At 69.5% G+C, this 21,453-nt stretch carries 21 protein-coding genes and 1 tRNA gene; 9 read left to right on the top strand and 13 right to left on the bottom strand.

Translation table 11 applies throughout. The annotated features are described in order from the left end of the window. The first annotated feature begins 16 nt into the window (after positions 1–16). From OG303_RS25125 to OG303_RS25110, 4 genes are read left to right on the top strand one after another with little or no spacing between them, the layout of a single operon-like run. Complete coding sequence (locus tag OG303_RS25125) at positions 17–214, top strand: hypothetical protein (RefSeq protein ID WP_405877903.1); 198 nt, start codon at positions 17–19, stop codon at positions 212–214. Continuing rightward, positions 211–849, top strand: coding sequence for an aminodeoxychorismate/anthranilate synthase component II (locus OG303_RS25120; RefSeq protein ID WP_405871058.1), 639 nt, complete (start codon positions 211–213; stop codon positions 847–849). Before OG303_RS25125 ends, OG303_RS25120 begins: the two co-directional genes overlap by 4 nt. After that, complete coding sequence (locus OG303_RS25115; protein ID WP_405871056.1) at positions 846–2,021, top strand: class E sortase; 1,176 nt, start codon at positions 846–848, stop codon at positions 2,019–2,021. The genes OG303_RS25120 and OG303_RS25115 overlap by 4 nt, the downstream gene beginning before the upstream one ends. Positions 2,022–2,032: 11 nt before the next feature. Continuing rightward, a complete protein-coding gene (locus tag OG303_RS25110) occupies positions 2,033–2,779 on the top strand; it encodes a class E sortase (protein ID WP_405871054.1) in 747 nt (248 codons plus the stop codon). Between the two features lie 86 nt (positions 2,780–2,865). On the opposite strand, the gene OG303_RS25105 is transcribed toward OG303_RS25110, so the two are convergent. The 7 genes from OG303_RS25105 to OG303_RS25075 form a co-directional block, all read right to left on the bottom strand. Beyond that, positions 2,866–3,894 (bottom strand): restriction endonuclease, encoded by a 1,029-nt coding sequence (locus OG303_RS25105; protein WP_405871052.1) that lies wholly within the window; start codon positions 3,892–3,894, stop codon positions 2,866–2,868. Between the two features lie 205 nt (positions 3,895–4,099). After that, a complete protein-coding gene (pknB, locus tag OG303_RS25100) occupies positions 4,100–6,115 on the bottom strand; it encodes a Stk1 family PASTA domain-containing Ser/Thr kinase (RefSeq protein ID WP_405871050.1) in 2,016 nt (671 codons plus the stop codon). 169 nt (positions 6,116–6,284) lie between these two features. Further along, positions 6,285–7,772 carry a penicillin-binding transpeptidase domain-containing protein gene (locus OG303_RS25095; protein ID WP_405871048.1) on the bottom strand — a complete coding sequence of 496 codons (1,488 nt, stop codon included), beginning with the start codon at positions 7,770–7,772 and terminating at the stop codon, positions 6,285–6,287. Then, positions 7,769–9,211 (bottom strand): FtsW/RodA/SpoVE family cell cycle protein, encoded by a 1,443-nt coding sequence (locus OG303_RS25090; RefSeq protein WP_405871046.1) that lies wholly within the window; start codon positions 9,209–9,211, stop codon positions 7,769–7,771. Before OG303_RS25090 ends, OG303_RS25095 begins: the two co-directional genes overlap by 4 nt. Positions 9,212–9,238: 27 nt before the next feature. Continuing rightward, positions 9,239–10,792: a Stp1/IreP family PP2C-type Ser/Thr phosphatase gene (locus OG303_RS25085; RefSeq protein ID WP_405877472.1), complete on the bottom strand. Its 1,554-nt coding sequence runs from the start codon at positions 10,790–10,792 to the stop codon at positions 9,239–9,241. A 90-nt stretch (positions 10,793–10,882) separates the two neighbouring features. After that, positions 10,883–11,398 carry an FHA domain-containing protein gene (locus tag OG303_RS25080; RefSeq protein ID WP_405871045.1) on the bottom strand — a complete coding sequence of 172 codons (516 nt, stop codon included), beginning with the start codon at positions 11,396–11,398 and terminating at the stop codon, positions 10,883–10,885. 10 nt (positions 11,399–11,408) lie between these two features. Next, entirely contained in the window at positions 11,409–12,263 is an 855-nt protein-coding gene (locus OG303_RS25075) for an FhaA domain-containing protein (protein WP_405871043.1), read from the bottom strand. Positions 12,264–12,765: 502 nt separating this feature from the next. Here OG303_RS25075 and OG303_RS25070 point away from each other — a divergent pair. From OG303_RS25070 to OG303_RS25050, 5 genes are all read left to right on the top strand, one after another. Next, a tRNA-Leu gene (locus tag OG303_RS25070) sits at positions 12,766–12,852 on the top strand. 187 nt (positions 12,853–13,039) lie between these two features. Further along, entirely contained in the window at positions 13,040–14,542 is a 1,503-nt protein-coding gene (locus OG303_RS25065; protein WP_405871042.1) for a DUF2252 domain-containing protein, read from the top strand. Positions 14,543–14,611: 69 nt separating this feature from the next. Then, a complete protein-coding gene (locus tag OG303_RS25060; RefSeq protein WP_405871040.1) occupies positions 14,612–15,091 on the top strand; it encodes a hypothetical protein in 480 nt (159 codons plus the stop codon). 96 nt (positions 15,092–15,187) lie between these two features. Then, the gene (locus OG303_RS25055; protein WP_405871039.1) at positions 15,188–16,033 is read left to right on the top strand and encodes a J domain-containing protein; all 846 of its coding nucleotides are present in this window, start codon (positions 15,188–15,190) and stop codon (positions 16,031–16,033) included. A gap of 151 nt (positions 16,034–16,184) precedes the next feature. Next, positions 16,185–16,514 (top strand): rhodanese-like domain-containing protein, encoded by a 330-nt coding sequence (locus OG303_RS25050; protein WP_405877470.1) that lies wholly within the window; start codon positions 16,185–16,187, stop codon positions 16,512–16,514. A gap of 52 nt (positions 16,515–16,566) precedes the next feature. On the opposite strand, the gene OG303_RS25045 is transcribed toward OG303_RS25050, so the two are convergent. The 6 genes from OG303_RS25045 to paaA form a co-directional block, all read right to left on the bottom strand. Continuing rightward, entirely contained in the window at positions 16,567–17,700 is a 1,134-nt protein-coding gene (locus OG303_RS25045; RefSeq protein WP_405871038.1) for an acyl-CoA dehydrogenase family protein, read from the bottom strand. A 134-nt stretch (positions 17,701–17,834) separates the two neighbouring features. Then, positions 17,835–18,896, bottom strand: a complete 1,062-nt coding sequence (locus OG303_RS25040; protein WP_405871037.1) for a 2Fe-2S iron-sulfur cluster-binding protein — start codon at positions 18,894–18,896, stop codon at positions 17,835–17,837. Further along, positions 18,896–19,423, bottom strand: coding sequence for a 1,2-phenylacetyl-CoA epoxidase subunit PaaD (gene paaD / locus OG303_RS25035; RefSeq protein ID WP_405877468.1), 528 nt, complete (start codon positions 19,421–19,423; stop codon positions 18,896–18,898). Before paaD ends, OG303_RS25040 begins: the two co-directional genes overlap by 1 nt. Further along, the gene (gene paaC / locus OG303_RS25030; protein ID WP_405871035.1) at positions 19,420–20,151 is read right to left on the bottom strand and encodes a 1,2-phenylacetyl-CoA epoxidase subunit PaaC; all 732 of its coding nucleotides are present in this window, start codon (positions 20,149–20,151) and stop codon (positions 19,420–19,422) included. The genes paaD and paaC overlap by 4 nt, the downstream gene beginning before the upstream one ends. Then, positions 20,148–20,435: a 1,2-phenylacetyl-CoA epoxidase subunit PaaB gene (gene paaB, locus OG303_RS25025; RefSeq protein WP_266682451.1), complete on the bottom strand. Its 288-nt coding sequence runs from the start codon at positions 20,433–20,435 to the stop codon at positions 20,148–20,150. Before paaB ends, paaC begins: the two co-directional genes overlap by 4 nt. Next, positions 20,432–21,427, bottom strand: coding sequence for a 1,2-phenylacetyl-CoA epoxidase subunit PaaA (paaA, locus tag OG303_RS25020; protein ID WP_405871033.1), 996 nt, complete (start codon positions 21,425–21,427; stop codon positions 20,432–20,434). Before paaA ends, paaB begins: the two co-directional genes overlap by 4 nt. Positions 21,428–21,453 lie beyond the last annotated feature (26 nt).

Genomic DNA, 21,453 nt, shown 5'->3' with positions numbered 1-21,453 from the left:
CTGGTACGGGTACGGCGTGAGTCTGGTGCCGTGGTGGAACGGAAGGGACGGCATGTACGGCTGGATCTGGCGGCATCTGCCGGGCAACGTGTGGGTGAAGGCGCTGATTTCACTCCTTTTGGCGCTGGCCGTGGTCTACGTCCTGTTCCAGTACGTCTTCCCGTGGGCCGAACCGCTGCTGCCCTTCAACGATGTGACGGTGGACAACCAGTGAGTGCGCGGATTCTCGTCGTCGACAACTACGACAGCTTCGTCTTCAACCTCGTGCAGTACCTGTACCAGCTGGGCGCCGAGTGCGAGGTGCTGCGCAACGACGAGGTGTCGACGGCGCACGCCCAGGACGGCTTCGACGGTGTGCTGCTGTCGCCGGGTCCGGGTACGCCGGAGGAGGCGGGCGTCTGCATCGAGATGGTGCGGCACTGCGCGGCGACCTCGGTCCCGGTCTTCGGGGTCTGCCTCGGTATGCAGTCGATGCAGGTGGCGTACGGCGGTGTGGTGGACCGTGCGCCGGAGCTGCTGCACGGCAAGACGTCCTTGGTCGAGCACGGCGGCAAGGGTGTTTTCGCGGGCCTGCCCACCCCCTTCACGGCGACGCGCTACCACTCGCTGGCCGCGGAGCCGGAGACGGTGCCGGCCGAGCTCGAGGTCACCGCGCGGACGCACGACGGGATCATCATGGGTCTCAGGCACCGTGAACTCCCGGTCGAGGGCGTGCAGTTCCACCCGGAGTCGGTGCTGACCGAGCACGGCCACCGGATGCTGGCCAACTGGCTGGTGGAGTGCGGCGACCAGGGTGCCGTGGCGAGGTCGGCGGGGCTCGCCCCGGTGGTGGGCAGGGCCACGGCGTGACCGCGCTGCGCCCCGAGCGCGAGTCCGGCACCTCGTACGGACAGGAGTCGTACGAGGGGTACGAGGCGTCCGGTGCGTATGAGGCGTCGGGTGCGGCCGGTGCGTTCGAGGAGTGGAGCGGCGAGTCGGCGGGGCAGCACGGGGGGTATGCGGCGCCCGTGGAGGAGCCGTATGTACCGCCTGTCCAGGAGCCGTACGCGCCGCTCGCCGAGGAGCAGTATCTGCCGCCCGTCGACGAGGAGACGGTGGCCCTGCGGATACCGGAGCCGCCGCCGGGCGGTTCCATATCGCCGTCTGCGGCCTCAACTGCCGCATCTGCCACAGGAACCACTCAAGGCGGCCGGGCGGCGCGCAGGAAGGCCGCCAAGCGCCGTCATGGGCGCCATGGGGGCGCTCGTACGATCTCGGAGTCCGCGGAAGCCGCCGAGGAGACGTCGGGTGACGCTGCCGCGGCGCCACTGTCGCGCGTGGAGGCCCGTCGGCGGGCACGCGCGCGCAAGGCCAGTCCGGGCGTCGTCGCGAGCCGGGCGATCGGTGAGGTGTTCATCACCACCGGCGTGCTGATGCTGCTGTTCGTCACCTACCAGCTGTGGTGGACGAACGTCCGGGCGCACGCGGCGGCAGACAAGGAGACGAGCACGCTCCAGAACGACTGGGCGAGTGGCAAGCGCGCGCCGGGGGAGTTCGAGCCCGGCCAGGGTTTCGCGATTCTCCACATCCCCAAGCTGGACGTGGTCGTGCCGATCGCCGAGGGCGTCAGCAACAAGAAGGTGCTCGACAAGGGCATGGTCGGCCATTACAGCGAGGGCAAGCTGAAGACGGCGATGCCGTCCGCGAAGACCGGTAACTTCGCGCTCGCGGGCCACCGGAACACGCATGGCGAACCGTTCCGGTACATCAACAAGCTGACGAAGGGCGACGAGGTCGTCGTCGAGACGCAGGACAAGTACTTCGTCTACAAGATGACGTCGATGCTGCCGGTGACGTCGCCGAGCAACACGAGTGTGATCGGTCCGGTGCCCCCGCAGTCGGGTTTCACGGGGCCGGGACGGTACATCACGCTGACGACCTGTACTCCGGAGTTCACCAGTAAGTACCGGTTGATCGTCTGGGGCAAGATGGTCGAGGAACGGCCGCGCAGCAAGGGCAAGCCGGATGCGCTCGTCGAGTAGGGGCAAAGAACGTGGCAGCGACCACCGACGACACTCAAGAGGAAACCGACGTGCCCGCGGTGCCATCGGCACGCCGCCGGGGCATGGGCCGCATCGCCATGGCGGTGAGCGTCTTCGGTGAACTCCTCATCACTGCGGGCCTGGTGCTGGGCCTTTTCGTCGTCTACTCCCTGTGGTGGACGAACGTCGTCGCCGACCGCGAGGCGGACAAGCAGGGCGACAAGGTCCGCGACACGTGGGCCCATCGGGCCACGGGCCCGGGCGCGTTGAACACCAGGAACGGCATCGGCTTCCTGCACGTGCCCGCCATGAAGAACGGCGAGGTCCTGGTCGAGAAGGGCACGTCGACGAACGTCCTCAACGACGGTGTGGCCGGCTACTACACGGACCCGATCAAGGCGGCCCTCCCGACAACGGGCAAAAAGGGCAACTTCACCCTCGCCGCCCACCGGGACGGCCACGGCGCGAAGTTCCACAACATCGACAAGGTGAAGAAGGGCGACGCGATCGTCTTCGAGACCAAGGACAAGTGGTACGTCTACAAGGTCTACGACATCCTCGACGAAACCTCGAAGTACAACGTGAAGGTCCTCTCGCAGGTCCCGAAGGAGTCCGGCAAGAAGAAGGCCGGCCACTACATCACCCTGACCACGTGCACGCCGGTGTACACGTCCCGGTATCGGTATGTGGTGTGGGGGGAGCTGGTTCGGGTGGATGAGGTGGACAGCAAGAGGACGCCGCCGAAGGAACTGCGTTAGTGTGACGGGCTGTCACGCTTAATGAGCCGGGCCCGAAGCCGCAACTATCCTTTGCGGCTTCGGGCCCTTTCAGTGCCACGCTGTTGTTACTCCAGGACCTTCAGAGGTTCCCCGGCGCTCCACTCCTCCAGTACCCCTCGGTGTACGGCGGTGATCCCGGTCTCGGCGGCGAGGTGCAGCGCGTCCGGGGTGAAGGGGCACGTTGCCACGAACAGCGCCACTTCCGCGCTGTAGAGAACCTTCGCCGACCCGATGAACTTCTGGATGTCGGGGCTGCTGATGGAGAGATAGGGCGCGTACCTGCACTGGACGACGAGGCGACGCCCGTCGGCTGTGAGCCCGATGACGTCGACACCGCGGTCTCCGTGACCGCCCTGTACGACGACGTTGGTGCATCCGTCGCGGCTCAGCAGTTTGGCGATGTGGCGCTCGAAGGCGCTGCCGTTCATGGCGTCCATGGCGGCCATGACTCCGACGGCGGGCCGGTCGTCCCGCACGCCTTCGAGCCGCTTCAGCCGGGCGTGGTGCTGGTGGAGCCGCCGCTCGATGCGCTGGACTCCGGTCCGCAGCGCGATCAGCTCCTTGCGATGCTCGCCAGAGGTTTCGATCAGGGCGTTGAACATCGGCACGACCGTCTTGCCGAGGATGTGGGTGATGCGTTGGTCGATGCGGTCGTCGAGGGAACTGGTGTCTGTGGGAACGGGGTTATTCACAGGCTGTGTGCGTGCCAGGTACTCCATGTCCAGGAGGTACACACGCACCTGACGTGCGACTTCGCTGTCCCGGAGCAGCATGGCGACGTTGAGGACTGCGCGGCGGGAGAAGAGAGCCAGCGACGGCGTACGCGACTGGATCCCACTGAGCGCCTTAAAGGCGCTCAGTTCTGTACCTGTCAGTACGTGGTAGCCGTTGGCTTCCAGTTCCGCCCGGTGGTCCATCACCAGAGAACGGATGGCTTTGACGCGCACTTGAAAGTACGCCGCCACCATCGCCGTCGTCACATGCATCCCGTCCGGCAGCAGCGATAGCGCTTTGACTCTGTCGAGTACGTCCGTGCGCTCCAGGACGCTGCCGCGCAGGGTCTTCGATTCCAGTAGCGCCGATTCGTTGATCACGTTCTGCCCTTCCGGTCGTGGTGTGGCCGTGCGGCCAGGGCAGAGCTCTGAGACCCCGCCCTATCAGATCAACGAGTCGTCACATATGAAGACACGATCGAGGCGGGAGCATGTGTTCAGCACCGGTGTTCGGTAACGCGTCAGAGCCCCGGCGCCCTGGGTGAAGCAGGGGGCCGGGGCTCTGTCCGTTGCCGTTGGAGAGGTGTCAGTCCTCCGTGCGGGCCGCGGTTCCGGTGACGCCTCCGAAGAAGTTGGTACCGCCGTTGTTACCGCCGTTGCCGCCGCTGCCCACGGTCGTGAGGGTGACCGTCGTGTTGCCGGGGTCGTCGACTCCGGTGTTGCCCTGCGGGTCTTGCTGCAACACGATCGCGTTGTCGCTCTGGTCGCTGCCGTTGGCGAACTGGATGTTGTTGAAGCCGGCCTGCTGGAGGGTCTTCTTGGCGTCCTTCACGCTCTGCCCGGTGACGCTCGGGACCGCCGTCTGCTGCTGCTTCTGGCCGATGTTGAGCTGCACCGCGGTGTTCTTCTTCACCGAGGTGCCGATCGTCGGCGTGGTCGAGATGACCTTGTCGACCTGGTTGTCGTCGGTGGTGGGCGTGTTGACGCAGTTGCCGGTCAGGCCGCTGGACTGCAGCGTGGCCTTGGCGTCGTCGCAGCTCTGGCCGGTGACGTCCGGGACCGCGACCGTCTCCGCGGCCTTGGCGATGGTCAGCGTGACGGTGGAGCCCTTCTCGACTTCCTTGCCGAGCTTCGGGTTCTGGTCCAGGACCGTGTTGGGATCCTCCGTGGACTCCTGCGTCTTCGTCTTGACGACGAACTTGTACTCGTCGCCCTCAAGGATCTGCTTGGCCTCGTCCAGGCTCTTGCCGAGGACGCTCGGTACGCCCACCTTCGGGGCGCCCGTCGACACCACGAGGTTGACGGCCGAGCCCTTCTTGACGCTGGTGTCCTTGCCCGGATCCTGGGAGCAGACGGTGCCCTTGCTCTGCTCCTCGCAGGGCTTCTTCGTGACCGTCCCGACCTTGAGGTCGCTGTTGGTCAGCAACTTCTCGGCGTCGTTCTCCTTCTGGCTGATGAGGTTGGGCACGGCCACGGTGTCGTTCCCGACACCCCCGCCCCCGCCGAACGCCCACTTCCCGATCAGGATCGCGCCCACCAGCACCAGAATGCCCGCCACGACCAGCAGGATCGTCGACGTGTTCGACTTCTTCTGGCGGCGGCGGTCCACCCGGTCGTCGTAGCCGTAGCCACCGTCGTCCGGGTTCATCGGGGGCAGCATCGAGGTGGCGCCGCCGTCGGTGGCGCGCAGGGCCGTGGTCGGCTGGTCGTCGGGGTAGCCGCCGTAGCCGACCGACCCCATGGCCGCGGTGGCCGCGACGGGCTGGCCGTCGAGGCAGGCCTCGATGTCGACCCGCATCTCGTCGGCGGACTGGTAGCGGTAGTTCGGGTCCTTGACCAGTGCCTTCAGGACGATGGCGTCCATCTCCGGCGTGATCTCGGGGTCGAAGACCGACGGGGCCTGCGGCTCCTCACGGACATGCTGGTACGCGACCGCGACCGGTGAGTCGCCCACGAAGGGCGGGCGGACCGTCAGCAGCTCGTACAGCAGGCAGCCCGTCGAGTACAGGTCGGAGCGGGCGTCCACCTGCTCGCCCTTCGCCTGCTCCGGGGAGAGGTACTGGGCGGTGCCGATGACCGCGGACGTCTGCGTCATCGTCATGCCGGAGTCGCCCATGGCGCGGGCGATGCCGAAGTCCATGACCTTGACCTGGCCGTTGCGCGTCAGCATGACGTTGGCCGGCTTGATGTCGCGGTGGACGATGCCGTTGCGGTGCGAGTACTCCAGGGCCTGGAGGATCCCGATGGTCATCTCCAGCGTGCGCTCCGGCAGCAGCTTGCGGCCGGAGTGCAGGAGCTCGCGCAGCGTGGACCCGTCTACGTACTCCATCACGATGTACGGGATCGAGACCCCGTCGATGTAGTCCTCGCCCGTGTCGTAGACCGCGACGATCGCGGGATGGTTGAGCGAGGCGGCCGACTGGGCCTCCCGGCGGAACCGGGCCTGGAATGACGGGTCGCGTGCGAGGTCCGCCCGCAGCGTCTTCACCGCCACCTGGCGCCCGAGGCGGGTGTCATGCGCGAGGTAGACCTCCGCCATGCCACCACGACCGAGCACCTGGCCCAGCTCGTACCGGCCGCCGAGGCGACGCGGCTCTTCCATAGCTACCTACCAGCCCTCTCCGTCGGTCCCGGCCGTCACGTGTGTGCGGCCGGAGGCTGCCGTCCGGGCCTACCGTACCCGGCTAGCTTTGTGTGACCTGGCCAAGCCCGTCACCCGATACAGGACCGGTATCGCAACGTGCACCGATGTGAAGGGGACGTGAGCGGGGTCACTTCTTGGAGTTGATGACCGCCTCCATCACGCTCTTCGCGATCGGGGCGGCGAGGCCGCCGCCGGAGATGTCGTCGCGGTTGGCGTTGTCGTCCTCGATGACCACGGCGACGGCGACCGGGGAGCTGCCGTCGGAGAGCTTGGCGTAGGAGAGGAACCAGGCGTACGGGTTCTCGCTGTTGTCGACGCCGTGCTGGGCGGTACCGGTCTTGCCGCCGACGGTGACGCCGCCGATCTGGGCCTTTGTACCGGTGCCTTCCTTGACGACCGTCTCCATCATCGACTGCAGGATCTGCGCGTTCTTCGACGACAGGGGCTGGCTCAGCTCCTCGGGGTCGGTCTGCGCGATCGTGTCGAGGTTCGACGACTGGAGCTTGTCGACCATGTACGGCTTCATCAGCTTGCCGTCGTTGGCGACCGCGGAGGCGACCATGGCCATCTGCAGCGGGGTCGCGGCGGTGTTGAACTGGCCGATCGAGGACAGCGCGGTCTGCGACGAGTTCATGTTCTCGGAGAAGACCGAGGCGCTGGAGCGTACGGGTGTGTACTGCTCGGAGTCGAAGCCGAACTTCTTCGCCTCGGCCAGCATCTTGTCGTTGCCGAGGTCGGCGCCGATCTTGCCGAAGACGGTGTTGCAGGACACCCGCAGCGCAACTCGCATCGTCGCGTTCTTGCAGGGGATGTTGCCCTCGTTCTTCAGCTCGGTGGTGGTGCCCTTCATGATGTACGGCAGCGGCGACTTGGTGTTCTCGTCGGCGGACGTGTACAGCCCGTTCTCCAGCGCGGCCGCGGCCGTGACCACCTTGAAGGTGGAGCCCGGCGGGTAGGTCTCGCGCAGCGCCCGGTTGAGCATCGGGTCGTTGGGGTTGACCTTCTTCTGGAGCTTCGTCCAGGCCTTGGAGTCCGTCGAGGTGGAGTTGCCGGCGAAGGTCGAGGGGTCGTACGACGGGTAGGAGGCGAGCGCCAGGATCTTGCCCGTGGACGGGTCGAGCGCGGCGACGGCGCCCTTGCCGCCCTGCGCCTTCAGACCGTCGAACGCGGCCTTCTGCGCGGCGGCGTTGAGCGTGGTGACGACGTTGCCGCCGGACTTCTGCTTGCCCGTGACCATGTCGAGGGTGTTGCGGAAGAAGAGCCGGTCGTCGGTGCCGGAGAGGATGCCGTCCTCGATGTTCTCCAGCTGGTTGGCGCCGAAGGCCTGCGAGGCGTACCCGGTGACGGGCGCCCACATCGCGCCGTCCTTGTAAGTGCGCTTGTACTCCAGGTCGTTGAGCCCGCTCTTGCTCGTCTTCGTGGAGCCGGTGATCGGGTCGCCGTCGACGATGATGTCGCCGCGCGGGGTGGAGTAGCGCGCGATGGTGACGCGGCGGTTCTTCGGGTCCTCCTTGAGGCTGTCCGCCTTGACGTACTGGAGCCAGTTGTCGCGGGCGAGCAGCGCGAGGACGAGAAGGCCGCAGAAGATCGCGATCCGGCGCAGGGGCTTGTTCATGACGGGCGGACCACCTGGGTCATTTCGGCGTCGGGATTGCTGGCGGGCGCGGGCGCCGGGCGGCGGGCGGTGTCGCTGATTCTGATGAGGATGCCGATCAGTGCCCAGTTGGCCAGCACGGAGGAACCTCCGTAGGCCAGGAACGGCATGGTCATACCGGTCAGCGGGATGAGGCCCATGACACCGCCGGCCACGACGAAGACCTGGAGGGCGAAGGCGCCGGAGAGGCCGATGGCGAGCAGCTTGCCGAACGGGTCGCGGGCGGCGAGGGCGGTGCGTACGCCGCGTTCCACGATCAGGCCGTAGATCAGCAGGATGGCCATGATGCCGGCCAGGCCCAGCTCCTCGCCGAAGGTGGCGAGGATGAAGTCGGAGTTGGCGGCGAACCGGATCAGGTCGGAGTGTCCCTGGCCGAGGCCGCTGCCGAGGGTGCCGCCCGAGCCGAAGGCCCACAGCGCCTGCATCGACTGCTCGGAGTGGCCGACCACGCCCTTCTGGCTGAGCGTGTATTCCTTCATCGGGTCGAGCCAGGCCTGGACACGCTGCTGGACGTGCGGTTCGAAGCTCGCCACACCGACCGCGCCGGCCGCGGACATCAGCAGACCGAAGACGATCCAGCTGGTCCGCTCGGTGGCGACGTACAGCATGATGACGAACATTCCGAAGAACAGCAGCGAGGTGCCGAGGTCGGTCTCGAAGACCAGGATGAGGATCGAGATCGCCCAGACGACCAGGATGGGGCCGAGGTCGCGGCCACGCGGCAGGTACAGGCCGAGGAAGCGGCGGCTGGCCAGGGCCAGGGCGTCGCGCTTCACCATCAGGTAGCCGGCGAAGAAGACGGCGAGGGCGATCTTCGCGAACTCGCCCGGCTGGAGGGAGCCGAGGCCGGGGATGCGGATCCAGATCTTGGCGCCGTAGATGTTGGCCCCGAGCCCGGGCACCAGCGGCAGCACCAGCAGGACCAGCGCGCCGAACATGGAGATGTACGTGTAGCGCTGCAGGACGCGGTGGTCCTTGAGGAAGATCAGCACGACGACGAACAGGCCGATGCCCAGCGCGGTGTACAGCAGCTGGCGGGGCGCGGCCTGGACGAAGTTGGGCAGCGACTGCAGCAGCTTCGACTGGTCGAGCCGCCAGATGACGACGAGTCCGAGGCCGTTGAGGAGCGTGGCCAGGGGCAGCAGCAGCGGGTCGGCGTACGGGGCGAACTTCCGTACGGCGAGATGCCCGACGCCGGCGAGCAGGCCGAGTCCGAGGCCGTAGCTCAGCAGACCGGCCGGCACCTTGTCGTCGATGGCCAGGCCCACGTTGGCGTAGGCGAACACCGGGATGACGACGGCGAACACCAGCATCGCCAGCTCGGTGTTGCGTCGGCTCGGTGCGCCGATCGCGCCGATCGTGGACGTATGGTGCGTCGGTGTGTTGGTAGTACTGCTCATCGTGTGACAGGGCCTCTCACGGCTTGCCTACTGCTTACCGCACAGCGAGACGACCTTCTGCTCATCCTCCGAGAGGCTGGGGCCGGGGCTGGGGGTGGGCGCGGTCGCTGATGTGGACGGGGTCGGTGAGGTCGAGGGGCTCGGTGTTGCCTTGGACGTGAGGGAGGTCTTGGTGGTTCCCGTGGTGCCGCCCGCCTCGCCCGTGCCGGTCTTCGAGTTGTTCTCGCTCTCGGCCGCCTGACGCTCGGACTCCTTCTTGCACGCGGAGGCCTGCACGGCAAGCTCGCCGATCTTCGACTGGGCGTCGGTCAGACCGCCCTCGGCGATCGTGTTCTTGACCTGCTTCTGCTGGTACGGCGGCAGGTACTTGAGTTCGATCTCGGGGTGGTCCTTCTCCACCTTCGAGAGCGACACCCAGGCCAGGTCCTGGCTGATGCCCCGGTACAGCGCGACGTGCTCGCCCTGGGTGCCGACGTAGTACTGCGTCTGCGTCCAGCGCCAGCCGCCGTAGAGGCCGCCGCCGACGACGGCGAGCGCGAGCACGATGTAGAAGGATCTCTTCGCCCACGTGCGGCCCTTGCTGGGCTTGACGAAGTCGTCGTCGGTGTAGTCGCCGAAGCTGCCCGCCGGGACGTAGCCGGTGGTGTCGCCGGAGCCGGGCGGGCCGAACTCGCCGCCGCCCTGTCCGGGCACCTGGCGGCCGAGGCCGGAGGCGCGCCCTGCGGGGGTCTGCATGATGCCGTTGTCGTGCAGCTGGTGCTGGTTCTCGGCGACCGCGCCGACCACGACCGGGGTGTCGGAGAGCTGCCCGGCGAGGGTGTCTCCGGTGTCCAGGTCGAGTACGTCGGCGATGATGACCGTGATGTTGTCGGGGCCGCCGCCGCGCAGCGCGAGCTGGATCAGCTCCTGCACGGTCTCCTGCGGGCCCTGGTAGCTGGCGAGGGTGTCTTCCAGGGTCTGGTGCGAGACGACCCCTGACAGACCGTCGGAGCAGATCAAGTAGCGGTCGCCGGCGCGGACTTCACGGATGGAGAGGTCGGGCTCGACGTGCTCACCGCTGCCCAACGCCCGCATCAGCAGGGAGCGTTGGGGGTGGGTGGTGGCTTCCTCTTCGGTGATGCGGCCCTCGTCGACCAGCCGCTGCACCCAGGTGTGGTCCTGGGTGATCTGGGTGAGGACGCCGTCGCGCAGCAGGTACGCGCGCGAGTCGCCGACGTGGACGAGGCCGAGGCGCTGGCCGGTCCACAGCAGGGCGGTGAGCGTCGTGCCCATGCCCTCGAGCTGCGGGTCCTCCTCGACCATCGAGCGCAGCTGGTCGTTGGCCCGCTGCACGGCGGTGCCGAGGGAGGTGAGGATGTCCGAGCCCGGCACGTCGTCGTCGAGCGCGACGATGGTGGAGATGGCCTCGGAGGAGGCGACCTCGCCGGCGGCGGCGCCGCCCATGCCGTCGGCGATCGCGAGCAGGCGCGGACCGGCGTATCCGGAGTCCTCGTTGCCCTCCCGGATCATGCCTTTGTGCGATCCGGCGGCAAAGCGCAGTGACAGACTCATGCGCACCTCGCCCGTCGGCTCCGGGTACATCCGCACGGTGCCCACCCTCCGGTCGGGAGCGCGCCGGTGCCCCTGGTGGGGGCCGCCGCTGCGTGCTCGCTCCGCTCGCTCATTGTCGTACTACTTCCGCAGCTCGATGACTGTCTTGCCGATGCGGATCGGCGCGCCCAGCGGAATCGGCGTGGGGGTCGTCAGCCGGCTCCGGTCGAGGTATGTGCCGTTGGTGGAACCCAGGTCCTCGACGATCCACTGGCCGTCGCGGTCCGGGTAGATCCTGGCATGGCGGCTGGAGGCGTAGTCGTCGTCCAGCACGATCGTGCTGTCGTGCGCCCGGCCCAGGCTGATGGTCTGGCCCTGGAGCGCGACCGTCGTGCCGGTGAGGGTGCCCTCGGACACGACCAGCTTGGTGGGTGCGTTACGGCGCTGGCGGCCGCCGCCCGCCTGCTGACGCTGCTGCGGGGGCGCGGCCTGCTGCCGCGCGGCTTGCTGCGGCCGTGCGGCCTCGCGCCTGGCCCCGCGCTGGGTGACGCGCGTACCGAACAGGTCGCTGCGGATGACCTGCACGGCCACGATCACGAACAGCCACAGTACGGCCAGGAAACCCAGCCGCATGACCGTGAGGGTCAGCTCTGACATTGCCCCCGCTTCACCCTTCGGCTTGCCGGTAAATGATGGTGGTGCTGCCCACGACAATCCGCGAGCCGTCGCGGAGCGTAGCGCGGGTGGTGTGCTGCCCGTCCACCACGATGCCGTTGGTGGACCCGAGATCCTGGATCGTCGAGGGCGTTCCGGTCCGGATCTCACAGTGCCGGCGCGAGACGCCGGGGTCGTCGATCCGCACGTCGGCTTCGGTGCTGCGGCCCATCACCAGCGTCGGGCGGGAGATCTGGTGGCGGGCGCCGTTGATCTCGACCCAGTGGCGGGTGCGGCCGCCGGCCGCCGGGGCGGGAGCCGCCGCGGGCCGCTGGCCGAAGGGCGCGGCACCGGGACGCCCACCGGGCGGCGGTGCGGCAGGCATGGGAGGGGCGCCCGCGGGCGCGGCGGCCGGCGGGTAGCCGTAACCCCCGCCGGGGCGGCCCGCGGACGGAGCCGCCGGAGCGGCGGGCCCGGGAGCCTGCTGGCTGCTGGTGGAGGCGAGCGTACGGCTGCGCACCCGGTACAGACCGGTGTCGAGGTCGTCCGCCTTCTCCAGGTGGACCTTGATGGTTCCCATGAAGGTGTAGCGCTGCTGCTTGGCGTAGTCGCGCACCATGCCGGCGAGCTCGTCGCCGAGCTGGCCGGAGTAGGGGCTGAGCCGCTCGAAGTCCGGCGTGCTCAGCTCGACGATGAAGTCGTTGGGCACGACGGTCCGGTCGCGGTTCCAGATGGTCGCGTTGTTGTCGCACTCGCGCTGGAGCGCTCCGGCGATCTCCACGGGCTGGACCTCGGACTTGAACACCTTGGCGAAGGTGCCGTTGACCAGACCTTCGAGACGCTGCTCGAACTTCTTCAGGACTCCCATGAGGCACCTCCTCCGATGTCGCTGCTGTCCTGTGTCCCGCCTGGCGGGCGCTGCCTTACCTGGTACTGCTTACTGATCGTATCCACGCGCGGGTGAATCGGCTGGTTCCCCCTGTCGGCCTCGTCGACGGGTGTCGACGTTCGACGAAGTTCCCTCCGGAAGTTCCCTCCGAAGCTCTCCTTCGAACTCCTCCCGCGCACTCCTTCTGCCAAGGATCGTAGAGGCGGCCGCAGACAAGTGTCCCGCACCTGACTGTGGACCCTGCCCGGCTCCTGGGGAGACGGGCAGGACCGGTACGAGGTTGATACGTGAACCGGTACTCCTTGATACGGAACGGAAGGGGGCGCGGGTTGGTTCGCTCGCCGGGCGGACCGAGCGACTGTGCAGGTGGGCGGCTGCCCAGGCATAAGGGATGTGAACCCACCCCTGCCACCGTGCTAATGTTCTGCGTGTCGGAAGGCCCCAGCCCCAAGGGGGAACAGGGCCCGAGGACACACCCAATGCGCGGGTGGCGGAATAGGCAGACGCGCTGGATTCAGGTTCCAGTGCCCGCAAGGGCGTGGGGGTTCAACTCCCCCCTCGCGCACCAGTCAGAAGCCCCCAGGTCTCAGACCTGGGGGCTTCTGCGTTGTCCGGGGACGGTGTGAGGCGCATTACCCGGTGAGGACAATCACACGGACCCGTCCCGCTGTCGGCGGCGGGGTTTTCCACAGGTGCGGAGTTGTCCACAGGTTCTGACGCTTTTCGGTCACTGGCTGTACGGTCGGCACGAGTTGATGTTCGTGTCGAGTGTTCGTGCGCGTGCGGGGGAGGCGGTCGGTGTGACCGAAAACGGAGCGCCAGCGGTGGCGGCGGAGTCGGGGACGACCGAGGCCCCAGTGGCCGAGTCCTGGGTGCGGCGGCTTCCGCGGGTGCCGGGCTTCGCCGAGTGGCCCGTCGAGGGATCGCCCAAGGACGAGGGCAAGGCGCTGCGCAAGCGGGTGCCACGCAGTGAGCACTCCGCGCTCGACCTCGACGGGTCCCGGCCGCACGCGGTCGTCGCGGTCGAGGAGTCCCACCGCGGCCGGATCGCCGAGCTCACTCCGATCCGGGCGGGCCGGATGGCGGCCACTCCCTTCGCCTTCCTGCGCGGCTCGGCGGGCCTCATGGCCTACGACCTCGCGCGCACGCCCATGACCCGGATCCGCGCACAGATCTGCGGCGACGCCCACGCGGCGAACTTCGGTCTCTACGGTGACGCGCGCGGCGACCTCGTCATCGACCTGAACGACTTCGACGAGACGGTCCACGGCCCCTGGGAGTGGGATCTCAAGCGGCTCGCCGCCTCGCTCGTGCTCGCGGGCCGGGAGGCGGGTTCCGACGAGGACCACTGCCGCAAGGCGGCGTTCGACGCGACCGGCGCCTACCGCCGCACCATGCGCCTGCTCGCCAAGCTGCCGGTGCTGGACGCGTGGAACGCCATCGCGGACGAGGAGCTCGTCTCCCACACCGATGCCCACGACCTGCTCGGCACGCTGGAGCGGGTCTCCGAGAAGGCGCGGGCCAATACGAGCGGGCGGTTCGCGGCGAAGTCGACGGAGCAGGCCGAGGACGGCGGGCGCCGCTTCGTCGAGGCCCTTCCCGTGCTGCGGCGGGTGGAGGACGCGGAGGCCGCGACGGTCGCGGCGGCCCTCGAGCAGTACGTGACGACGCTCCCCGAGGACCGGCTGCCCCTGCTGGCCCGCCACGCGGTGCACGACGTCGCGTTCCGGGTCGTCGGCACGGGCAGCGTGGGCACGCGGTCGTACGTGGTGCTGCTCCTGGACCACCGCGGGCAGCCGCTCGTCCTCCAGGCGAAGGAGGTCCGCCCCTCGGCGCTGGTGCCGCACTTGCTGACCGCGGGCTTCGAGGTGCCGGAGGTGGAGCACGAGGGCCGCCGCGTGGTCCTCGGGCAGAAGCGCATGCAGGTCGTCAGCGACATCCTGCTGGGCTGGACGTCGGTGGACGGACGGCCGTTCCAGGTACGGCAGTTCCGCAACCGCAAGGGCAGCGTCGACCCCGCGGCTCTGGCCGCCGACCAGATAGACGACTACGGCCGCATGACCGGCGCCCTCCTGGCCCGCGCGCACTCCCACAGCGCCGACCCGCGCCTGGTCGCCGGGTACTGCGGCAAGAGCGAGGAACTGGACGAGGCGATCGCCGACTTCGCCGTCGCCTATGCCGACCGCACCGAGGCCGACCATGCCGATCTGGTGGCGGCGGTGCGGTCGGGGCGGGTCGCGGCGGAGATGGGGGTGTGAGGGGCGTGCTTTCGAGGGGCGGGGAGTGAGGAGCGTGTTCTCACGGGGGTGGCGTGTGAGGAGCGTGGCGTGAAGTACGTCGACCTCGACGGGCGGGACGGTGATGTGACGGGGATCATCGATCCGCGGCCCTATGTGGCGCGGCTGCCGGCACTGGCACAGCAACTTCCGCCGGGGGCAAGGGCGTTCGCGACGGATCCGGAGCACTACGACTTCCACGGCAGGCGGTGTGTGAAGGATCTCAAGCCGCAGGGGGTGCGCCGCACCGGCGACGACGAGATCGAGATCCGCTTCGGGCACAACTGCTGGAAACACGACGAAGACCTCCTCGTCCGGTACGCGGGCGTCTCGCGCTTCCAGGTGGACGTCCTGGACGTGTGCGACGTCAGCGCGCTGGGCGACGTGATCCTCGACGAGGTCCTGCCGCACCCCGACGGCTGCACTCACGAGATCGCCTGCCGCCCGGGGACGCTGATGGTGGCGTGCCGGGATCTGGCGGTGGAGTGGGTGGACGCGGGATGTCCGGAGGCTCGGGGCGAGGGTCGGTGAGATCAGTGCCGGCCCTGTGGGTATCAGGGGCGGGGCGCGTGGAGCTCGTGACGGTGTGCCGCAGGGGCCGCCTTCGCCGTGGCCTACGCTGGGCGGGTGACGAGCCCGGAAGCTGAGCAGGGTGATGATGCCGCCGGTGAGGCGCAGGTGACGCCCGAGGACGGTGCGCCGCGCCCCGAGGAGCGGCTGGAGCGGGCTGTGCGGGCCGCCGAGCAGGCGCTCATCGAGTACGAGATCGCGGTGGAGACCTTCCGGGTCGAGGTCGAGAACTTCTCCCGGCTGCACCACCAGAAGCTCGGCCCGATGTACGCCCGCCTCGACGAGCTGGACGCGGAGATCGCCGAGGCCCGGGCCGCCCGCACCGGTGACCCCGAGGACCTGCGCAAGGCGGACGAGGCACGGGCCCGGGTGATGCCGATGCCCGGCGTCGAGGAGCTGTTCCACGGCTGGATGGACGGGGAGGGCCTCTTCCCGGAGGCCGTGGCGATGCTCACGGACCAGCCGGTGCGGCCGCCGCAGCGGGTGCGCCCCAGCGACGAGGCCCGCAAGCTCTACCGCGAACTGGTCCGCAAGGCCCACCCCGACCTGGCGCAGGACGACACCGAGCGGGCGCGGCGCGAGGAGTTCCTCACCCGGGTCAACGCCGCCTACGCCCGCGGCGACGCGCCCCTGCTGCGGGAGCTGGCCGAGGAGTGGGCAAAAGGACCGGCGCCGGCGGAGCGCGGTCCGAGCCGCAGCGAGGAGCTCTACGCCCGCCTCGAATGGCTCGCCCAGCGCAAGGATCTCCTCTCGCTGGTCGCGAAGGATCTGGAGGAGAGCGCGATCGGCGCGATGCTCCGGATGGCGCCGGACGATCCCGACCAGCTCTTGGAGGAGATCGCCGAGAAGCTCCTGGCCGATGTCTCCCAGCGCGAGGCGGAGCTGGCCGAGTTGCTGGGGTAGCCGGGCCGGCGCATGCCGGTGGCGGGTGGCGGCGGTGCGTTCCGGCGGTGGTGCGGCCGCAAGTGCGTGCATGAGGCGGTCGCTGCCCGGGCGGCCGGTTCCGTGCCCGCCCGCGTCGGGTAGCGTTTCGGGCATGCAATTCGGAGCTGGTGTGCCCACGGTCGAGGTCGGGGACCTCAAGGACGGCGACTTCCTGCTGGACGTCCGCGAGGACGACGAGTGGCAGGCGGGCCACGCCGAAGGGGCCCTGCACATCCCCATCAGTGAGTTCGTGGCCCGCTACGGCGAGCTGACCGAGGCCGCGCCGCAGGACGGCCGCGTCAACGTGATCTGCCGCTCCGGCGGCCGCTCGGCGCAGGTCGCGATGTACCTGGTCCAGCAGGGCATCGACGCCGTGAACGTCGACGGCGGCATGCAGGTGTGGGCGGCCGCGGGCCGACCGGTCGTGACGGATCAGGGGCAGGCCGGGTTCGTCCTGTAGGGCCTGGTTCAGGGATGCAGGCCCGGAGCCGGAGTCGGGTCGGCCGGGGCGGTCAGCCGAGCGGGTGCGCCGCCAGCAGGTCGCCCAGGGCCTCTTCGTGCGCTGCCGCCGGGCCGAGCTGCAGCTCCAGGTGCTTGGCCCAGGCGTGGTACCGGTGCAGGGGGTACTCGACGTCCGCCCCGAATCCGCCGTGCAGATGCTGTGCCGTCTGCACGACCCGCCGTACGCCCTCCGAGGCCCAGATCTTGGCGACGGCGACGTCACCGGAGGCGGGCAGCACGCCGGGTGCCCCCGAGGCGATACGCCACGCGGCCTGCCACAGCGTGGCCTCCATCGCGCGCAGGTCGATGTAGCGGTCGGCGGCCTGTACGGCGACGGCCTGGAAGGTGGCGACGGGGAAGCCGAACTGCTCCCGCTTGCCGGTGTATTCACTGGTCATGTCGAGGACGCGTTCGCCCAGGCCGAGCGCCAGCGCACACATCCCGCAGGTCAGCAGCTCGCGGAGCCATTCCCAGGCACCGTCGGCGTCGATGACGTCACGGGCCGCGATCCGCGCGGACTCCAGGCGCAGTTCGCCGAGCCGCTCACCGGTGGTGGAGACCTGCTCACCGAGGCCGACGCCTTCGTGGATCCGGGGGGCCACGGCGAGGAGGGTCCGATCGGCGGTCGTACGGGCCGGTACGACGACGAAGTCGGCGGTGTGCGCCCACGGCACCGCCGTCTGCACCCCGTCCAGAATCCACGCGTCGCCGTCCTGATGCGCGGTCACGGCCAGTTCGGCCGGGTCGTGGCCGGTGCGGCCGTTCGCGGCGACGGTCAGCACCACCTCGCCCCGCCCGGCCCGGACGAGCAGCGCCGACCTCAACTCCTCACCGCCGTAAGCCTGTACGGCCGCCGCGGCCGCGCTGGTCTCCAGCAGCGGCACTCGCGCCAGCACCTTGGCCGACTCCCGCAGCACCAGGCAGAGCGCGATGGCGTCCAGGCCCGCCCCGCCGCGCTCCGCGTCCAGCAGCAGGCTCAGCAGGTCCGCCTCGGCGAGCCTGGTCCACAGCGCGCGGTCGAAGTCCTCGGCGACGGCGCCCGCGACGAGCGAGGGAGAGGGCACCGCGTCCGGCGCGACCCCGGCGAACACCCCCCGCGCCGCCTCGGCCGCCGCCTGCTGCTCCTCGGTGAAGGTGAAGTCCACAGTCCTGTCCCTCCGGCGGTCCGCTGATCTGACGGACCGTCAAGATAGAACAGGTTCTAGAAGAAGGGAACGGTGCAACCGAGCCGACCGGAGCGGGCCGTCCCCTCGCGGCCGGGCCCGCCGCCCGTGCGCCGTCAGCGGTCGAAGTCCAGCTCCACCTTCTCCGTCACCGGATGCGACTGGCACGCCAGCACATACCCCGCCTCCGTCTCCTCCGGCTCCAGCGCGAAGTTGCGGTCCATGCGCACCTCGCCGGTGACCAGGTAGGCACGGCACGTCCCGCACACCCCGCCCTTGCAGGCGTAGGGAGCGTCGGGCCGGTTGCGCAGGACCGTCTCCAGCAGGGACTCGCCGTCCTGCACGGGCCAGGTCCCGCCGCGGCCGTCGAGCCGGGCGGTCACCGAGCTGTGCGCCGGGGCGGTCGTGGCCGAGACGGGCGCGGCGGTGTCCACGTGGAAGATCTCCTCGTGGATGCGTGTCCGTGCCACACCGAGTCCGCGCAGGGTCCGCTCGGCCCCCTGCACCAGCCCGAAAGGACCGCACAGGAACCACCCCGCCACCTGCCCCACCGGCAGCAGCGCCGGAAGCAGCCCGGTCAACCGCTCCTCGTCGAGCCGCCCGGACGGCAGCCCCGCCTGCTGTTCCTCCCGGGACAGCACCGTCACCAGCTGAAACCGCTGTGGATGGCGGTCCTTCAGGTCGGCGACCTCGTCCAGGAACATCGTCGAGGCGGCCGTACGGTCGCTGCGTATGAGGCAGAACCGGGCCTCCGGCTCGCGCTCCAGCAGCGTCGAGACGATCGACAGCACCGGGGTGATGCCGCTGCCGCCCACGATCGCCGCGTACAGGCCGGGCGCCGGGTCGAGGGTGAACCGGCCGGCTGGGATCATCACCTCCAGCTCGTCGCCGACGTTGATCTCCTTCAGCGCGTACGTCGAGAAGGCCCCGCCCTCGACCAGCCGCACCCCGACCCGCAGGGTGCGCGGGCCCTCGCCGCCGGGGGCCGGTGCCGAAGAGCAGATCGAGTACGTGCGCCGTATCTCCGCTCCGTCGACCAGGCGCCGCAGGGCGAGGTGCTGGCCCGGAGCGTGCCGGTACTCCTCGCGCAGCCCCGGGGGCACGGTGAGGGTGAGGGCCACGGAGTCGTCGGTGAGCCGGTCGACCGCCGCCACCGGGAGCGCGTGGAAGCGGGCCATCACAACTCCTTGAAGTGGTCGAAGGGTTCACGGCAGGCGAGACAGCGGCGCAGCGCCTTGCACGCGGTGGAGGAGAAGCGGCTGAGCAGCTCGGTGTCGGCACTGCCGCAGTGCGGGCAGCGCACGGGGTCCGCTTCGGTGGCCGCGGTCCGCGTCGGGCCGAGTGCGAGCGGAACCGGTCCCGACTCCGCGCGTACGCGCGGCGGCGCTATCCCGAACTCCCGCAGCTTGCGCCGCCCTTCGGCCGTGATGTCGTCGGTCGACCAGGCGGGCAGCAGCACCGTGCGCACGGTGACGTCCCGCATGCCGTGCGCGTGCAGCACCCGCTCTATGTCCAGGGACATCGCCTCGATGGCCGGGCAGCCGGTGTACGTCGGGGTCAGCTCGACCTCGACCGAGTCCGCGCCGCGCACATGCAGCGCACGCAGGACGCCCAGCTCCTGGAGGGTGAGCACGGGCAGCTCGGGATCGGGCACCGAACCGGCGATGTCGAGGAGTTCGGCCTCCAGCTCGGTGGTCGTCGTCACCATGACGCCCCCGGGTGGCTGCGGTGCAGGTGCTGCATCTCGGCGAGCATCCGGCCGAAGGACTCGGTGTGCACGCCCTGGCGGCCCGCGCCGGCCGTCCACGCGCCGGTCCGCGGTCCCTCGGGTACCGCCAGAGTGGCCTGGCGCAGCACGGCCTGGACGGACTCCAGCCAGGCCGTCTCCATCCCGGCCCGGTCGAGGTTCAGCCCGTCCACCGGCTGGAACATCTCGCCCGTGAACCGCCACAGGGCCGCGCATGCGCGCTGCATGCGCTCATGGCCGACCTCGGTGCCGTCGCCGAGCCTCAGCGTCCACTGCTCGGCGTGGTCGCGGTGGTAGGCGACCTCCTTGACGGCCTTCGCGGCGAGCCCGGCGAACGGGCCGTCCCCGGCGGCCAGTTCGGCGTACAGCAGGTGCTGGTAGGTGGAGAAGTACAGCTGGCGGGCGATGGTGTGGGCGAAGTCGCCGTTCGGCTGTTCCACCAGCTGGAGGTTGCGGAAGGCGCGCTCCTCGCGCAGATACGCCAGCTCGTCCTCGTCGCCGGCCGTCGACAGCAGCACGCGGGCCTGGCCCAGCAGGTCCAGCGCGATGTTGGCGAGGGCGACCTCCTCCTCCAGGACGGGTGCGTGGCCCGCCCATTCTCCGAGGCGGTGCGAGAGCACCAGGGCGTCGTCGCCGAGGGCGAGGGCGGCCGTCGTGGGAGTCGTGGTCGCGTCGGGGGTCGTCACAGGTGCTTCACCCCCTCCGGGATCTCGTAGAACGTCGGGTGCCGGTACGGCTTGTCGGCGGACGGCTCGAAGAACGGGTCCTTCTCGTCCGGGGAGGACGCGGTGATCGAGGACGACGGGACGACCCAGATCGAGACGCCCTCACCGCGGCGGGTGTACAGATCGCGGGCGTTGCGCAGGGCGAACTCCGCGTCCGGCGCGTGCAGGCTGCCGGCGTGGGTGTGGGAGAGGCCGCGGCGCGAGCGCACGAAGACCTCCCACAGGGGCCAGTCGGTGTTCGTCATGCTCGCGTCGCTCCTGTCTCGCCGGTGTGCTTGGCCGCGTAGGCCGTGGCCGACTCCCGTACCCATGCGCCCTCTTCGTGGGCCTGCCTGCGCTGGGTGATCCGCTGTTCGTTGCACGGGCCGTTGCCCTTGAGGACCTCCCGGAACTCCGTCCAGTCGATCGCGCCGAAGTCGTGGTGCCCCCGCTCCTCGTTCCACCGCAGGTCCGGGTCGGGGAGGGTGAGGCCCAGCGACTCGGCCTGGGGGACGCAGATGTCGACGAAGCGCTGGCGCAGCTCGTCGTTCGAATGCCGCTTGATCTTCCACGTCATCGACTGCACGGAGTGCGCCGACTCGTCGTCGGGCGGACCGAACATCATCAGCGACGGCCACCACCAGCGGTCCACCGCGTCCTGCGCCATCGCGTGCTGCTGAGGGGTGCCGCGGCCGAGGGCGAGCAGCAGCTCGTACCCCTGGCGCTGGTGGAAGGACTCCTCCTTGCAGATGCGGACCATGGCGCGCGCGTACGGGCCGTAGGAGCAGCGGCACAGCGGGACCTGGTTGGTGATCGCGGCGCCGTCCACCAGCCAGCCGATCGCGCCGACGTCCGCCCAGGTCAGCGTCGGGTAGTTGAAGATCGAGGAGTACTTCTGGCGGCCCGAGTGGAGCTTGTCGAGCAGCTCGTCGCGGCTGGTGCCGAGGGTTTCGGCAGCGCTGTAGAGGTAGAGCCCGTGCCCGGCCTCGTCCTGGACCTTGGCCATCAGGATGGCCTTGCGGCGCAGCGAGGGTGCGCGGGTGATCCAGTTGGCCTCCGGCTGCATGCCGATGATCTCGGAGTGGGCGTGCTGTGCCATCTGCCGGACCAGCGTCGCGCGGTAGGCGTCGGGCATCCAGTCGCGTGGCTCGATGCGCTCGTCGGCGGCCACGGCGGCGTCGAAGGCGCGCTCGTACGCACCGGTGCCGGCGGTGTCTTCCTCGGTGCCGTACGCCTGGTGCGCGGCTGCTGTCGCCATGAGGTCCCCCTCGACCTGGGCTGTGT

Origin of the sequence: Streptomyces sp. NBC_00005, from assembly GCF_045160215.1 — a bacterium.
GTDB lineage: Bacteria > Actinomycetota > Actinomycetes > Streptomycetales > Streptomycetaceae > Streptomyces.
This window is presented reverse-complemented; position numbering and strand designations above follow the sequence as displayed.